Raw genomic sequence first — 14,972 nt, 5'->3', positions numbered from 1 at the left:
TGAAAGGAGGTCCGACATGCACGACGAGATGTGGCAGGCGATTCGCCGGATCGAGACCGCCGTACGAGCTGGCGACTACGCAACCGCCCTGGCCGACGCACACCGCCTCTACCGGGATGCCCGCACCGAAGCTGAGCGCGCCGAACTGCTCGCCGTACTCGGCCCCCGCGCCATCCCACCGAGCAGCCACATCCGCGAGGAGGGGTAGACGTGCGTGGCTACCTGGGGCGCGTTGACGCGGTGCTGGTGCAAGCGGTCATCGCCGCCGCGCTGTCCTTCGCCCACCTGCACGACCTGGCCTCGGCGGCCGGGCAGACCGGGTGGAAGGCGTGGGCCTACCCGATCTCCGTCGACCTGCTGCTTGTGGCGGCCTGGAAGCGGCTGCGGTCGGGCTCGTCCAAAGCGGCGGCCTGGTGCTGGTTCGTCGTCGCCCTGGTCGCGTCGCTCGGGGCCAACGTCGCCACCGCCGGACTGCTCGACCTGACCGACGTACCGGCCTGGCTGCGCATCCTCGTCGCTGGATGGCCAGCCGTCGCCTTCCTCGGCGGAACGCTGCTTGCCCACACCGCACCAGCCGCCGAAACCGCGTCGGCCCCGGCCGAACCGGAAACTGCGGAGTCTTCCGTCGAACCGGAGCCCGAGCCGCCGAAGACTCCCGCGCCGCACGTACCGGCCGCGCTCATCGCCCACGCACGCAAGCTCGCCAACGAGCACCGCACCCGTACCGGCTCACCCATGGACACCGACACCCTGCGCGCCCGCCTCGGCGTCCCCGCGCCGCTGGCCGACGCCATCGCCACCCACCTCAAGTGATCAAGGAGACGTCACCCGTGCGCCCCTCCACCCTGAACGCCCTCCAGCGCGCTGCCGAACTCACCCGTCGCGACAGGTTCGTTGAGGCCGTGAGCATCGCCGAACCGGTCATCCTCGCTGCCGACATCGAAGAACGAGCGGAGATCAGGCGTTGGCTGGCCGACCACGCCGACGACTTCACCGGCCGAGGGGAGAACGGCTGATGCCCGCGCCTCGCCGCTTCCGCAGCGTCATCCGCATCGGTCCGGTCCGCGTCGGCACCGCCAACGATCTGCGGGGCCGTGAGAAGCACACCGCCGTGTGCACCGCTCCGCGCTGCGACTTCTCCGCCGACTACGACACCCGGGCCGCTGCTGAGCTGGCGGCCCGCACCCACCGTTGCCCCGTCCGTTGAAAGGAGATCGCCCGTGACCGTCAGCCTGCCCCTGGTCTTTGTCCTCGGCGTCATCGCCTGGTTCGCGATCAAGTTCCTGGGCGTCCGCATGTGGGTCGTCGTCGTCATCGCACTGTTCGGCTTCTGGCTCGCCCACACCGGCCTCGCGCCCTTCGTGGAGTCCGGTACGCGCTCCGGCGTCGACACAGTCAACCCCGAACACGACTAGACGAGTAGTCAAGAGGAGATCGCCATGTTCCGACCCAAGTACCCCGAAGCCCCCACCCCACCGACCGTCTACACGCCCGCCCCGACCGCTCCGGCGGTTCAGCACAGCCACGCCCCGGCCTGCTCCTGCCAGCACGCTCCTGTGGCTGGGCCTGCTCGGCAGACGTCGTTGCTCGGGCCCAGTGCCCGGACGGTCGGTGTCGTTCTCGCGGTCGGCGTCGTTGTGACCGCGCTCCTGGCCGCCGTCGTCGTCACGGCCATATCCGTCGCCGTGGCCGCTGTCGTCATGCGCTCGCTGCTCACCAGCCAGCGCCACCGCTGACCCACAACGAACTCGACTGCCGGGGCGGCCTCGATACCGCCAAGCATCCGCCGCCCCGGCAGCCCGACCCCTCGAAAGAGGTGACACCCATCATCACCCGCACCACCCCGCCGCCGCTGCCCCAACTCGGCAACCTCGCGGCGCTCGGCACCATGCCCGCCCTGCTCCGCCAGCTCTCCGGCCTCGGAGGCTGCACCACCCCGATCCGCCTCGACGGCCACCGCACCGAACACCACGTCAACCGCGACACCGGCGAGATCGGCCGCATCCTCCGACACCTGGACTCCACCGAACTGCCCGCCGGGCATCTCCTGGTCCGCTGCAACAACCGCCGCACCACCCGCTGTGCGGCCTGCGCCGAGACCTACCGCCGCGACACCTTCCACCTGATCACCGCCGGACTACGCGGCGGCAAAGGCACACCGGAAGCGGTCACCGCCCACCCGCGCGTCTTCGCCACCTTCACCGCGCCCAGCTTCGGCCCCGTCCACAACCGGCCCACCGGCCCGGCTCGCACCATCCGTCGGTGCCGGTGCGGCGTCCGCCACGACCAGGAGGACGACGCCCTTGGCACACCGCTCGCCCCGCACCGGTACGACTACGAATCCGCGGTGCTCTGGAACGCCCACGCGGGCATGCTCTGGCGGCGCTTCTCGATCTACCTTCGGCGAGAGGCCGCCAAGCGGGCCGGACTCAGCCAGCGAGCCTTTCGCAACCACGCCCGGCTGTCCTTCGCCAAGGTCGCCGAGTACCAGAAGCGCGGCGCCGTTCACTTCCATGCCGTGATCCGCATCGACGGTCCCGGCGGTGGCGACACCCCGCCTCCGGCTTGGGCCACGGTCGAGCTGCTGACCGACGCCATCCAGGCGGCTACCCCCAAGGCACAGGTTGCCGGGCCGGTCATCGACGGACGGGCCCACACGTTCGCCTTTGGCGACGAACTCGACGTACGGCCCATCCGGGGCGCCGACTTCAACGGCCAGCAGGAGCTGACCGACCGGGCCGTGGCCGCGTACATCGCCAAGTACGCGACGAAGGGCGCCGAGACAGCCACCGGTGCCCTGGACCGGCCGATACGGCTCATCGCTGAAGTCGCCAACCTCGACATCACCGAGCATGCCCGCCGCCTCATCCGCACCGCCTGGGCCCTCGGCGCGCGCAAGGAGCTGGAACACCTCCGGCTCCGCGCCTGGGCTCACATGCTCGGCTTCCGGGGCCATTTCTCCACCAAATCCCGCCGTTACTCCACCACCCTCGGGGCGCTCCGCGATGCCCGCGCCGCATGGCGACGAGCCCAAGCCGACCTGGACCAGGACGAGACCACGCTCGTCCTCGCCCACTGGGCCTACGCCGGTACCGGCCTCACCCCCGCCGAGGAATGGCTGACCGCCACCATCACCCCCGCTCCCGGAACAGAAGGAGAACCGACCCATGCGTGACCGGTACCTCAGCGTCGCCCAGGTGGCCGAGCTGCTGGGCACCACAGACCGCTTCCCCCGGCGGCTGATCGCCGAACGGCGCATCAGGTACGTGAAGGTGGGGCGGCACGTCCGCATCCCGGAGCGCGTCATTCAGGAGTACATCGACGCCAATACGGTCCAGCCTCGGCGTCGGCGCCTCGGGCGGGCTGCCTGATGCCGAAGAAGAAGCCATCGAAGAAGCGACGCTTCGGCCGTGTTCGCAAGCTGCACTCCGGCCGCTATCAGGCGCGGTACCTCGGTCCCGATGGGGTCGACCGCCCGGCACCAGTCACCTTCGCCACGGCCGGGGAGGCAGATGACTGGCTGGCTGAGCAGCAGACGGAGGTACGCAAAGGTGACTGGCAGGACCCCGACGCGGGGGCGGTCAACTTCGGTGAGTACGCGGTGCAGTGGGTCGACGAACGAGACCTCTCGGCGACCACTGACGAGCTGTACCGGCGTCTCCTGCGGCTGCACATCCTGCCCACGTTCCGGGCCTGGGACCTGGACGAGATCACCCCGCCCCGGGTGCGCACGTGGCGCGCTGAGCGGCTGAAGGCCACCGGGGAAACGACCGTCGCCAAGTCGTACCGTCTGGTGAAAGCCATCCTGGAAACCGCTGTTGAGGACGAGCTGATCCGCCGCAATCCGTGCCGGATTCGCGGGGCAGGCAAGGAGTCGGCTCCTGAGCGGCCCATCGCCACCGTGGACCAGGTGGACGACCTCGCGGACGCCATCGGGCCCCGCTGGCGCCTCATGGTCTACATCGCGGCGTATGGGCCCGCGCGGCCCGAGGAGCAAGCCGAGCTGCGGCGGCCGGATGTGAACCTTGAGACGGTCGGTGTGTGGGTTCGTCGGGCGGCGCCGGAGCTGACGACCGGGCGGCGAGTGGTGGGCGATACCAAGTCCGAAGCGGGGAAGCGGTTCATCGTGCTGCCCGGCTTCCTGCGGAAGGACCTGGAGCGGCACGTGAAGTGGTTCGCCGAGAAGGAGCCCAACGGGCTGCTGTTCGTGGGGGAGAAGGGAGCGCCGTTCCGCCGTTCCTCCTTTGGGAGGAAGTGGCGACGGGCACGCGCGAAAGTCGGTCTGCCTGACGACTTCCGTTTCTACGATCTTCGTCACACCGGGCACACGCTCTCGACCCAGTCCGGGGCGACGCTCAGGGACACCATGGTTCGCGCTGGACAGTCCTCGGAGCGGGCAGCGCTGATCTACCAGCACTCGAACCTGGAGCGTCAGAAGGAGGTCGCCGCCGCCCTGGACGCTCGCGTACGGGCACAGCGTGAGGCGGCCCGGAGCCCATCGGGCACGCAACGGGCACGGGAGGCGTAGAGAGGTCTAGACAACAAAGAAGCCCCGGGCCGCTGGCCTGGGGCTTTCGTATGGAGCGGGTGACGAGAATCGAACTCGCGCTCTGAGCTTGGGAAGCTCATGTTCTACCATTAAACTACACCCGCGAGACGGTCCCGATCCCTCGGTGCCGCATCGTCGCTCACTGTACCCCATGGTTGACCCCGCCGCATTCGCTGTGGGGTTTTCGCGGTTTTCGGGGGGAGTTCGAGGGGCTTCTCGGTGGGGTGGAGTGGGGGAAGGCGCTGTGGGAGTGCGGGAGTTGGGGCGTACCGTGTGGGGGCGGAGTGCCGCTTGGAGTGGTCCGCGGTTGATCCCCTAATGTGGCTTTTGTCGTCCGCTCATCCACGTTCATGGGGAAGGGACTCAATGGAGCGCACCGTCGTCCGTTGTGCCGAAGGGCATGTGTTCAGCACCGCTTCGTTCCCGATGCGGCACCTTACGGTCGACCGCATCGGGCCCGGGCGGCTGCTGCGGTGTCCGCGTTGCGCGAGGCTCCGGCATTCGGTGCCGGTGGCGCGCGAGTCGCGGTAGAGCGGTAGCAGCAGCGCGTAGTCGCGGGTAGTTGCGGTAGTCGAACGAAGATCGTGGGCGCGGGCCCGGTCCCTGGTGGGGCCGGGCCCGCGCCACTGCGTATCCTCGTTCCGTGCTTCTCTCAGACAAGGACATCCGGACGGAGATCGACGCCGGACGGGTGCGAATCGATCCGTATGACCCGGCGATGGTGCAGCCGTCGAGCATCGACGTCAGGTTGGACCGGTATTTCCGGGTCTTCGAGAACCATCGCTATCCGCATATCGACCCGGCGGTGGAGCAGCCGGATCTGACGCGGCTGGTGGAGCCGGAGGGGGATGAGGCGTTCATCCTGCACCCGGGGGAGTTCGTGCTCGCCTCCACGTACGAGGTCGTCACGCTTCCGGTGGACCTCGCCTCGCGGCTCGAGGGGAAGTCGAGCCTCGGGCGACTGGGGCTGCTGACGCACTCGACGGCCGGTTTCATCGACCCCGGGTTCTCGGGGCACGTGACCCTTGAGCTGTCGAACGTGGCGACGCTGCCGATAAAGCTGTGGCCGGGGATGAAGATCGGGCAGCTGTGCATGTTCCGGCTGACCTCGCCCGCCGAGCATCCGTACGGCTCGGCGCGGTACGGCTCCCGCTATCAGGGGCAGCGTGGGCCCACGCCCTCGCGGTCGTTCCAGAACTTCCACCAGACGAAGGTGTGACCGCTGGTGACTAGTGAGGAGCGCGAGAACCTTTCGTACGAGCGGTTCGGCACGGCCGTCCGCGAGCTGGCGCAGACCATCGCGGACGACGGGTACGAGCCGGACATCGTGCTGTCCATAGCCCGTGGCGGGGTCTTCGTCGCGGGCGGGCTGGCGTACGCGCTGGACTGCAAGAACATCCACCTGGTGAACGTGGAGTTCTACACGGGCGTGGGGACCACCCTCGACATGCCCGTGATGCTCGCGCCCGTGCCCAACGCGATCGACTTCTCCGACAAGAAGGTGCTGATCGCCGACGACGTCGCGGACACCGGCAAGACGCTGAAGCTGGTCCGCGACTTCTGCCTCGGGAGCGTCGCCGAGGTGCGCAGCGCGGTGATCTACGAGAAGTCGCAGTCGCTGGTGAAGTGCGAGTACGTGTGGAAGCGCACCGAGCAGTGGATCAACTTCCCCTGGAGCGTCGCGCCGCCCGTCGTGCGGCGCGACGGGCAGGTTCTCGACGCGTAGACGGTAGAGGGGCCCGATCAGGCCGATCAGGGCCCCTCGCCTACAGGGTTCCGAGCTTGACCAGCGACAGCAGCGCGACCAGCTGGATCGCCGACGCGCCCAGCGCCTTCTGCCACGGCAGGTCGTGCGACTTGCTCACCATGGACGTGAACAGCGCGCCCGCCGCCAGCCAGGTCGCCCAGCCCAGCACCTGGACCAGGGGGCTGTCGCCGCCCAGGAAGACCGCGAACAGCAGCCGCGGCGCGTCCGTGATCGACATGATCAGCATCGAGAGGCCGATCGTCGGTCCCCAGGTGCCGTCGCCGCCCAGCTGGCGGGCGAGGGTGTGGGTGACCGCGCCGAGCACCAGGGCGCTGATGACGACCGCGACGCCCGCGCTGAGGATCCACGGGATGCTGTTGCCCAGCGGGGCCTTGAGGACGTCGGCACGGGCGTCGTCGAAGCCGAAGACCGCCAGCAGGCCGTAGACGAACGTCACGATGAGGGCCGGGATCCACACCGTGTAGTCGCGCATCTGCCAGAAGGTGGCCGCCGGGCGCAGCACGATGCCGCTCAGCAGCTGCTTCCAGTGCAGCCGGGGACCGGCGGGCGGGACGGTGGAGGACCCGGCGCGATAGGTGCTGCCGTCGTCGTACGAACCGGGGCCCTGGCCGTACGGGTCGTACGCGTCGGGCGCCTCGCCCACGCTGAACGCCTGCGTATGACCGGCGTTGTTGTCCGCGAAGGCGCCGGGGCCACCCGGGCCGGGGCCCGGACCCGGTCCGCCGGGGCCCGGTCCGCCGGGGGGCGGTCCGCCCGGTCCCGGTCTGTACGCGCCGCCCTGGCCGCCCTGGCCCGGTGCGCCGCCTCCCGGCCCGTAGTACGGGTCCTGGCTGCCGAAGTACTCCGGCTCTCCCTGTGAGGAGGGCTGCTGCCACTGCGGCTGCGTGCGGCCGTACGGGTCCTGCGACCCGTGCGGCTGCTGCTGCGGTCGCTGCTGCTGCTGCCCTTGTTGCGCGGTGTGGGAGTCCCGTCCGCGTCCGATCCTGAATCCAGCCACCATTCGAACGTACCCGGTCGCGGGGGGTGGGGTGCCGGAGCGGAGGGACAGGCCCGGCATTGCTGCCGAGCTGTGACATCCCTTAGGGGGACCCTGGGGGGTTTACCCCCCGCCAGGGCCTGCCGGAGTGCTAACGGGCCCCCGTGAAGGGCCTGCTGGAGAAGGTGATCTTGTCGGAGGAGCCGTTCGTGATCCACCAGCGCTCGGGCCCCTCGCCGTAGAGGGAGAAGGCGATGCCGGGGCCCCAGGCGAGCACGACCTCGTCCTTGCCGTCGTGATCGAAGTCCGCCGCGCCGTAGAGCCGGGCGGCGCGCTCGTCGGGGCGTACGGGCTTGCCGTCCACCCGGGCCGGGGCGGTGCGGGTGAGGGTGTGGCGAACCACGGCGGCAGGGCCGGCACGGCCTGTACGGCCGGGGCGCGGGGCCAGCAGCCGGGCGCCGCCGGAGCCGAGCGGGACGGCCAGCTCGTCGGAGCCGTCGCCGTCGGTGTCGGCGGCCACCATCGTCCCCGACATGCCCGGCACCGGGAGGGAGGGGGAGGAGCGGACGAAGCGGCCCGTGGCGGCGCCGTAGTAGACGCTCACCGTGCGGCCGATGTCCGGCTTCTCCGTAGCGTCGCCGCCTTCGTCGGCGCGGGTGCCGCTGGCGCCGACCGCGACGTCCCGGCGGCGGTCGCCGTTGAAGTCGCCGAACGTGATCGAGTTGCCCTTCCGCAGCGTCCGCCCGGTGTGCCGCAGCCCCCGTGGGCCCGCGGTCAGGAGGGTGGAGCCGGACTGGGTGGCCGCGCTGAGCCCGTGCACGACCAGGTCGGTGGGGCGGTCGCCGCGGATCCGGTCGGCGACGAGGTCGCCGATCTCGGCGTGGCTGCCGCGGAACGGGCTGCGGTGCGGCACGGTCCTGGCGGGCTGTCCCGCGCGGCTGAACGGCCCGTACAGGACGAGGAACGAGCGGCGGTCCGCGCGGACCACCGCCAGGTCGTGGTGGCCGTCGCCGTTGAAGTCGCCGACGGTCGGCCGCTGCGGATCGACGGAGTCGGCGGGGCCGGTGAGCTGGACGCGGGCGGCGGCGCGGGCGTGCGGCGGGCCGCCCGCGCTGCCCCAGGCGATGTACGGAGCGGTCCGCACCGTGGCGTGGGTGCGCTTGGCCTCGGCGGCGCTCAGCCGCTCGCCGCCGGTGGTGGTCACGTCGGCGTAGCCGTCGCCGTCGAGGTCGGCGGTGGCCACCTCGGTCGCGCCCGCTACGGCGACGTCGCCGTCGGGCAGGCCCAGGTCGGCCCGTCGGAGGACGGTGCGGGTGGTGGGGCGGAGGCCGTCGTCCGAGCCGTGGACGAAGGCGATCCGGCTGGGCAGGCCGCGCTTGCGGGGCGGGACCGGAAGCTGGAGGTCGGGGTAGCGGTCGCCGTTGACGTCGTCGGGCAGCTCGCTGCCCTTGCCGCGCGGGACGGGGGCGGTCGCGGGCTGGGCCCCTCCGGATGTCGCGGCCGACGACGGACGCCGGTCCTGTGGTGGCCCGTCGCCGGAGTCACCCACTCCGCATCCGGTGAGCAGCGCGAGCACACCGGCCCACACCGCGCAGGTGGCGAGGGCGGTGCGGCCTGTGCGGCCGGTGTGGCCGGAGTGTCGCGTGGGGGGAGGCGCGGGCGTCATCGGTCACCCCTAACCCATGCGGCAGGGTCGCGGCAACCTGAACGGCAACTGAACGGCAACCTGAACGGCAACTGAACGGCAACCTGAACGGCAACTGGACGGCCATCTGAACGGCCACCTCAAGGCAACCCGGATGCCCTCCTGGAGGCAACCGGGCGGTAACCCGGAGGGCGATCCGGGCGGCGCTCGCGGCGCGGTCGAGGGGCGCTCGTGGCGCGCACGGGTGGGGCGTAAAGGAGGTTACGGGAGTGATCAGTCCGCTTGACTGTAAAGATGACCTTTGGAGCACAAGGGCCGTCCAGGACATTTACCTACCCCCGGGTGGGGCATGATCCTGTAGGGATCCACAACCTTGTTGTGAGAAGGGATACTTCACGGCCAGGATCGGTACATGTTCGAAGCGGGCGAGCGGGGGCAGCCATGTGCGATGCGCACGATGCGTCAGTGACGGGTGAGGCACCGAGACCCATGGAGGGTGCGAGCGGGGTGTAGGCGCGATGTCGGACGGGAGTGGCCGGCCGGCAGCGGCGGATGCCGCTCGCCCGCCACAGCACGAGGGTGCTAAAAATAACGACATGGCCGGACTATTCGGTCGATCACGGGTCCCCTTGGCCCGGACCATGACCGACTGGCGGAATCAGCGCGGCCATCAAGGCCCCCGCCGTCAACGGAGTGCCCGCGAGCGGAACGGGCACGACGCCGCGGCGCACGAAACCGAGGTGCCCCAGGCACACCAGTCGCCGCGGGCGCGGGAGCGCTACGAGGGGCAGGGCCTCCGGGGCCGTCGGCGCGACCGGAAGCGCCGCCGCCCGGGCCGTGGTGTGCGTACGGTCGCGGGCCAGGTCTTCGTCCTGCAGGTGGGCGTCGTGCTGCTGCTCGTCGTCGCCGCCGTGGTGGCGCTCGTCCTGCAGTCCCGGTACGACAGCGAGCGCGAGGCCCGTAACCGCTCGATGGCCGTCGCCGAGAGCTTCGCGAACGCCCCGGGCATGGCCGCCGCGATGCGCGGCGCCGATCCGACCGCCGCGCTGCAGCCGCTCGCCGAGCGGGCCCGCAAGGGCTCCGGCGTCGACTTCGTCGTGGCCATGTCCACCCACGGGATCCGCTACACCCACCCCAACCCGAACCGGATCGGGAAGCACTTCATGGGCAGCATCGAGGGTGCGGTGAAGGGCCGTACGGTCACGGAGACCTTCACCGGCACGCTCGGCCTCTCCGTGCGCTCCGTGGTGCCCGTCCTCGACCAGCGCGGGAAGGTCGTGGGCCTGGTCTCGGCCGGGATCACGATCAAGAAGGTGAGCGGCGCGGCCAACCACCAGCTGCCGCTGCTGTTCGCCGCCGCCGCGGCCGCGCTCGGCCTGGCCACGGTGGGCACGGCGCTGGTCTACGGGCGGCTGCGGCGCCAGACCCACGGTCTGGACCCGGCCGAGATGACGCGGATGTACGAGCACCACGACGCGGTGCTGCACGCCGTCCGCGAGGGGGTGCTGATCGTCAGCGGCGACGGCCGCCTGGTGCTCGCCAACGACGAGGCGCGCCGCCTCTTCGACCTGCCCCAGGACGCCGAGGGCCGTCTCGTCGCCGAGCTGGGCTTCGATCCGTACACGGCCGAGCTGCTGGTCTCGGGGCGCCCGGCCACCGACGAGGTGCATACGGCGGGCGAGCGGCTGCTGTCCGTCAGCCACCGCCCCACCGATCGCAACGGCGGCCCGCCCGGCAGCGTCGCGACCCTGCGCGACACCACCGAGCTGCGCGCGCTGTCCGGCAAGGTCGACCTGGCCCGCAACCGCCTGAAGCTGCTGTACGACGCGGGCGTGTCCATCGGCACCACGCTGGACGTGGTGCGCACCGCGCAGGAGCTGGCGGAGTACGCGGTGGCCCGGTTCGCCGACTACGTCTCCGTCGACCTCGCGGACTCCGTCCTGCGCGGCGAGGAGCCGCAGGACGGCGCCGCCGGTACGACGGGCGGCGGCGGGAGCGCGGACGGCCGCCCCACGCCCCTGCGGCGTACGGCGCTCAGCGGCATCCGCGACGACGTGCCGCTCTACCCGCTCGGCCAGCTGATCCGGTTCACCCCGAACGCACCCCAGGCCCAGGGCTTCCGCACCGGCGTCGTCACGGTCGTACCCGTGCTGAGCGACCACGGGGGGTGGCAGGAGCAGGACCCTGACCAGGCCCGGAAGATCGTCGACTGCGGCATCCACTCGATGATCACGGTCCCGCTGCGGGCGAGGGGCGTGGTGCTGGGCGTGGCCAGTTTCATGCGCGCGGAGAAGCCCGAACCGTTCGAGGAGGACGACGTCTCGCTCGCCGAGGAGCTGGTCACCCGGGCCGCCGTCAGCATCGACAACGCCCGCCGCTACACCCGCGAGCACACCATGGCCGTCACCCTCCAGCGCAGCCTGCTGCCGAGGGTGCTGCCCGAGCAGAACGCCCTCGACGTCGCGTACCGCTATCTGCCCGCCGAGTCGGGCGTCGGCGGCGACTGGTTCGACGTCATCCCGCTGCCCGGCGCGCGGGTCGCGCTGGTGGTGGGCGACGTCGTCGGCCATGGGCTGCACGCGGCGGCCACGATGGGGCGGCTGCGCACCGCCGTGCACAACTTCTCCACCCTCGACCTGCCCCCGGACGAGATCCTGTCCCATCTGGACGACCTGATCGCCCGCATCGACCAGGACGAGGGCCACAGCGCCCTGGCGGACGGCGACGGCGGCGGTGAGGTGATCATCGGGGCCACCTGTCTGTACGCGATCTACGACCCGGTCACCCGGCGCTGCACCATGGCCCGCGCCGGTCATCCGCCGCCCGCCGTGGTGAGCCCGGACGGCTCGGTGGAGTTCCTGAACGATCTGCCGGTGGGCCCGCCGCTGGGCCTGGGCGGGCTGCCGTTCGAGACGGCCGAGCTGGAACTGCCCGAGGGCAGCCATCTGGTGCTCTACACGGACGGGCTGATCGAGAAGCGCGACCGGGACATCGAGACGGGCATGGAAATGCTGGGCGACGCCCTGTCCCACCCCGGACGCTCCCCGGAGCAGACCTGTTCCGCGGTGCTGGACGCGCTGCTGCCCGAGCGCCCCAGCGATGACATCGCGCTGATCGTCGCCCGTACGAGGATCCTGGAGCCGGGGCGGATCGCCGACTGGGAGGTGTCGTCCGAACCGGCCCAGGTCGCCGAGATGCGGGCGGCGGTGGCCGGGAAGCTCGCGGAGTGGGAGCTGGGGGACGTGGCGTTCACGACCGAGCTGATCCTCAGCGAGCTGATCACCAACGCCATCCGCTACGCCACCGGCCCGATCCGGGTGCGGCTGCTGTGTGACCGCAGCCTGATCTGCGAGGTGTCCGATACGAGCAGCACCTCGCCGCATCTGCGGTACGCGGCGACGACGGACGAGGGCGGCCGCGGGCTGTTCCTGGTCTCGCAGTTCGCCGACCGGTGGGGGACGCGGTACACGGCGGAGGGCAAGGTCATCTGGACGGAGCAGACGCTGCCGCCGCCCAAGAACGGCAAGCCGAGGGGGTAAGGCCGTAGGTACGGCACGAGGCCCGCCTGCGAACCGCGCAGGCGGGCCTCGGTGCGTCGTAGCTCAGCGGGTCACTTCACCGGCGCGGGCTCCGGGGCCTTCGCCGACTCGCCGTCGCCCTCCGGCTCGGCGGGCGTCTTCACCGAGTCGAGCAGCAGCTGCGCCACGTCCACGACCTGGAGCGACTCGCTCACCTTGCCATCATTCTTCTTGCCGTTGACCGAGTCCGTCAGCATGACCAGGCAGAACGGGCAGGCGGTGGAGACGATGTCCGGGTTGAGCGACAGGGCCTCGTCGACGCGCTCGTTGTTGATGCGCTTGCCGATCCGCTCCTCCATCCACATCCGGGCGCCGCCCGCGCCACAGCAGAAGCCGCGCTCCTTGTGGCGGTGCATCTCCTCGTTCCGCAGGCCCGGCACCTTGGCGATGATCTCGCGCGGCGGGGTGTAGACCTTGTTGTGGCGGCCCAGGTAGCAGGGGTCGTGATAGGTGATCAGACCCTCGACCGGGGTGACCGGGATCAGCTTGCCCTCGTCGATGAGGTGCTGGAGCAGCTGGGTGTGGTGGATGACCTCGAAGTGGCCGCCCAGCTGCGGGTATTCGTTCGCGATGGTGTTGAAGCAGTGGGGGCAGGTCGCGACGATCTTCTTCTTCGCCTGCTCGACCACGACGCCCTCGTCAGCATCTTCGCCGAAGGCCATGTTCAGCATCTCGACGTTCTGCTGGCCGAGCTGCTGGAACAGGAACTCGTTGCCGAGGCGGCGGGCCGAGTCACCGGTGCACGCCTCGTCGCCGCCCATGATCGCGAACTTGACGCCCGCGATGTGCAGCAGCTCCGCGAAGGCCTTGGTGGTCTTCTTGGCGCGGTCCTCCAGGGCCCCGGCGCAGCCGACCCAGTACAGGTAGTCGACCTCGCTCAGGTCCTCGATGTCCTTGCCGACGACCGGGATCTCGAAGTCGACTTCCTTCGTCCAGGCCAGCCGCTGCTTCTTGGCAAGACCCCACGGGTTGCCCTTCTTCTCCAGGTTCTTGAGCATCGTCCCGGCCTCGCTCGGGAAGGACGACTCGATCATGACCTGGTAGCGGCGCATGTCGACGATGTGGTCGATATGCTCGATGTCGACCGGGCACTGCTCGACGCAGGCGCCGCAGGTGGTGCAGGACCACAGGACGTCCGGGTCGATGACGCCATTCTCTTCGAGCGTGCCGATCAGCGGGCGCTCGGCCTCGGCGAGGGCGCTCGCGGGCACGTCCTTGAGCTGCTCCGCGGTGGCCTTCTCCTCGCCCTCGGCATCCTTGCCGCCGCCCGCGAGCAGGTACGGGGCCTTGGCGTGCGCGTGGTCGCGCAGCGACATGATCAGCAGCTTCGGCGAGAGCGGCTTGCCGGTGTTCCAGGCGGGGCACTGCGACTGGCAGCGGCCGCATTCGGTGCAGGTGGAGAAGTCGAGGATGCCCTTCCAGGAGAAGTGCTCGATCTGTGAGACGCCGAACTGGGCGTCCTCGTCCGGGTCCTCGAAGTCGATCGGCTCGCCGTCGCTCACCATCGGCAGCAGCGCGCCGAGCGCCACGTCGCCGTCGGCCTCACGCTTGAACCAGATGTTCGGGAAGGCCAGGAAGCGGTGCCAGGCCACGCCCATGTCGGTCTTGAGGGAGACCGTGATCATCCAGATGAACGACGTCGCGATCTTGATCATGGCGACGAGGTAGGTGAGGTTCTGGATGGTGGTGAGGCTCAGCCCCTTGAAGGCGGCGATCAGCGGGTACGAGGCGAAGAAGCCGATCTCGTAGTGGTCGACGCCGTGCTGGACGCCCTCCAGGGCCCGCAGCGTCATGATCGACAGGCCGACGATGAGGATGACGGCCTCGACGAAGTAGGCCTGGCCGATGTTGGAGCCGCTGAAGCGGGACTTGCGGCCCGCGTCGTCGGGCCGGTTGAGCTGCCGGATGACGATCAGGGTGAGGATGCCCAGCGTCGTCATCAGGCCGATGGCCTCGGTGAAGATCTCCCACGGCAGCCAGTCGCCGATCACCGGCAGCAGCCAGTCGGACTGGAAGAGCTGGCCGATGGCGTTGACGATCGTCAGCAGCAGAGAGAAGAAGCCCACGGCCACGAACCAGTGCGCCACCCCGACGATGCCCCAGCGGTTCATCCGGGTGTGCCCGAGGAACTCCTTGACCACCGTGACCGTACGCCCGGTGGGGTCATCCGTCCGGGTGCCCGCGGGGACGGGCTGGCCGAGCGTCACGAAGCGGTAGATCTGCAGGATGGCGCGGCCGAACAGGGCGACGCCGACCGCGATGAGGACCAGCGACACGATGATCGCGGCGAGTTGCATAAGGGCTCCTCGAACCTGCGAGAGCGGGAATTACTAAGCAGTAACTTATTTTGTCTTACCGAGATTACCCGGCCGGGTGCACGGCCATGTAGTCGACCGGCCGGTGATCTGCGTCGCTCGCCCGGCCCCGCCCGCTGACCTCCTCAAATGCTCTCTTGA

The 14,972-nt window shown here is 70.3% G+C and carries 15 protein-coding genes and 1 tRNA gene; 12 read left to right on the top strand and 4 right to left on the bottom strand.

Annotated features, from left to right (window positions below; translation table 11 throughout):
* The first annotated feature begins 16 nt into the window (after positions 1 to 16).
* The 9 genes from ACWC5C_RS26355 to ACWC5C_RS26315 all read left to right on the top strand — a co-directional run bounded on the left by ACWC5C_RS26355 (position 17) and on the right by ACWC5C_RS26315 (position 4,528).
* Positions 17 to 208 carry a hypothetical protein gene (locus tag ACWC5C_RS26355; RefSeq protein WP_450879169.1) on the top strand — a complete coding sequence of 64 codons (192 nt, stop codon included), beginning with the start codon at positions 17 to 19 and terminating at the stop codon, positions 206 to 208.
* 2 nt (positions 209 to 210) lie between these two features.
* Positions 211 to 813 carry a DUF2637 domain-containing protein gene (locus tag ACWC5C_RS26350; protein WP_450879167.1) on the top strand — a complete coding sequence of 201 codons (603 nt, stop codon included), beginning with the start codon at positions 211 to 213 and terminating at the stop codon, positions 811 to 813.
* 17 nt (positions 814 to 830) lie between these two features.
* Positions 831 to 1,016: a hypothetical protein gene (locus tag ACWC5C_RS26345; RefSeq protein ID WP_450879165.1), complete on the top strand. Its 186-nt coding sequence runs from the start codon at positions 831 to 833 to the stop codon at positions 1,014 to 1,016.
* Positions 1,016 to 1,207 (top strand): mobile element transfer protein, encoded by a 192-nt coding sequence (locus tag ACWC5C_RS26340; RefSeq protein ID WP_450879163.1) that lies wholly within the window; start codon positions 1,016 to 1,018, stop codon positions 1,205 to 1,207. The genes ACWC5C_RS26345 and ACWC5C_RS26340 overlap by 1 nt, the downstream gene beginning before the upstream one ends.
* A gap of 13 nt (positions 1,208 to 1,220) precedes the next feature.
* Positions 1,221 to 1,415 carry a hypothetical protein gene (locus ACWC5C_RS26335; RefSeq protein WP_450879161.1) on the top strand — a complete coding sequence of 65 codons (195 nt, stop codon included), beginning with the start codon at positions 1,221 to 1,223 and terminating at the stop codon, positions 1,413 to 1,415.
* A 24-nt stretch (positions 1,416 to 1,439) separates the two neighbouring features.
* On the top strand, positions 1,440 to 1,736 hold the full coding sequence (locus ACWC5C_RS26330) for a hypothetical protein (RefSeq protein ID WP_450879159.1): 297 nt from the start codon (positions 1,440 to 1,442) through the stop codon (positions 1,734 to 1,736).
* Positions 1,737 to 1,888: 152 nt separating this feature from the next.
* Complete coding sequence (locus ACWC5C_RS26325; RefSeq protein ID WP_450879436.1) at positions 1,889 to 3,175, top strand: replication initiator; 1,287 nt, start codon at positions 1,889 to 1,891, stop codon at positions 3,173 to 3,175.
* Positions 3,168 to 3,371 (top strand): excisionase family DNA-binding protein, encoded by a 204-nt coding sequence (locus ACWC5C_RS26320; protein WP_450879157.1) that lies wholly within the window; start codon positions 3,168 to 3,170, stop codon positions 3,369 to 3,371. The genes ACWC5C_RS26325 and ACWC5C_RS26320 overlap by 8 nt, the downstream gene beginning before the upstream one ends.
* Positions 3,371 to 4,528, top strand: coding sequence for a tyrosine-type recombinase/integrase (locus ACWC5C_RS26315; protein ID WP_450879155.1), 1,158 nt, complete (start codon positions 3,371 to 3,373; stop codon positions 4,526 to 4,528). The genes ACWC5C_RS26320 and ACWC5C_RS26315 overlap by 1 nt, the downstream gene beginning before the upstream one ends.
* A gap of 51 nt (positions 4,529 to 4,579) precedes the next feature.
* On the opposite strand, the gene ACWC5C_RS26310 is transcribed toward ACWC5C_RS26315, so the two are convergent.
* A tRNA-Gly gene (locus tag ACWC5C_RS26310) sits at positions 4,580 to 4,653 on the bottom strand.
* Between the two features lie 539 nt (positions 4,654 to 5,192).
* Between ACWC5C_RS26310 and dcd the strand changes: the two genes are divergently transcribed.
* Both dcd and ACWC5C_RS26300 read left to right on the top strand, forming a co-directional pair.
* On the top strand, positions 5,193 to 5,768 hold the full coding sequence (dcd, locus tag ACWC5C_RS26305; RefSeq protein WP_385443925.1) for a dCTP deaminase: 576 nt from the start codon (positions 5,193 to 5,195) through the stop codon (positions 5,766 to 5,768).
* Between the two features lie 6 nt (positions 5,769 to 5,774).
* Positions 5,775 to 6,275, top strand: a complete 501-nt coding sequence (locus tag ACWC5C_RS26300; RefSeq protein WP_450879153.1) for a phosphoribosyltransferase — start codon at positions 5,775 to 5,777, stop codon at positions 6,273 to 6,275.
* Positions 6,276 to 6,315: 40 nt separating this feature from the next.
* Here ACWC5C_RS26300 and ACWC5C_RS26295 read toward each other — a convergent pair whose 3' ends face one another.
* Positions 6,316 to 7,317, bottom strand: a complete 1,002-nt coding sequence (locus tag ACWC5C_RS26295; RefSeq protein ID WP_450879151.1) for a Yip1 family protein — start codon at positions 7,315 to 7,317, stop codon at positions 6,316 to 6,318.
* A gap of 127 nt (positions 7,318 to 7,444) precedes the next feature.
* Positions 7,445 to 8,959, bottom strand: coding sequence for an FG-GAP repeat domain-containing protein (locus tag ACWC5C_RS26290; protein ID WP_450879149.1), 1,515 nt, complete (start codon positions 8,957 to 8,959; stop codon positions 7,445 to 7,447).
* Positions 8,960 to 9,678: 719 nt separating this feature from the next.
* Here ACWC5C_RS26290 and ACWC5C_RS26285 point away from each other — a divergent pair.
* Positions 9,679 to 12,477, top strand: coding sequence for a SpoIIE family protein phosphatase (locus tag ACWC5C_RS26285; RefSeq protein ID WP_450879147.1), 2,799 nt, complete (start codon positions 9,679 to 9,681; stop codon positions 12,475 to 12,477).
* A 71-nt stretch (positions 12,478 to 12,548) separates the two neighbouring features.
* Here ACWC5C_RS26285 and ACWC5C_RS26280 read toward each other — a convergent pair whose 3' ends face one another.
* A complete protein-coding gene (locus ACWC5C_RS26280) occupies positions 12,549 to 14,813 on the bottom strand; it encodes a heterodisulfide reductase-related iron-sulfur binding cluster (RefSeq protein WP_450879145.1) in 2,265 nt (754 codons plus the stop codon).
* Between the last annotated feature and the right edge of the window lie 159 nt (positions 14,814 to 14,972).

The organism is Streptomyces sp. NPDC001700 (assembly GCF_053596435.1).
The sequence above is the reverse complement of the archived record's forward strand: the minus strand, read 5'-3'. Positions and strand labels throughout refer to the sequence as shown.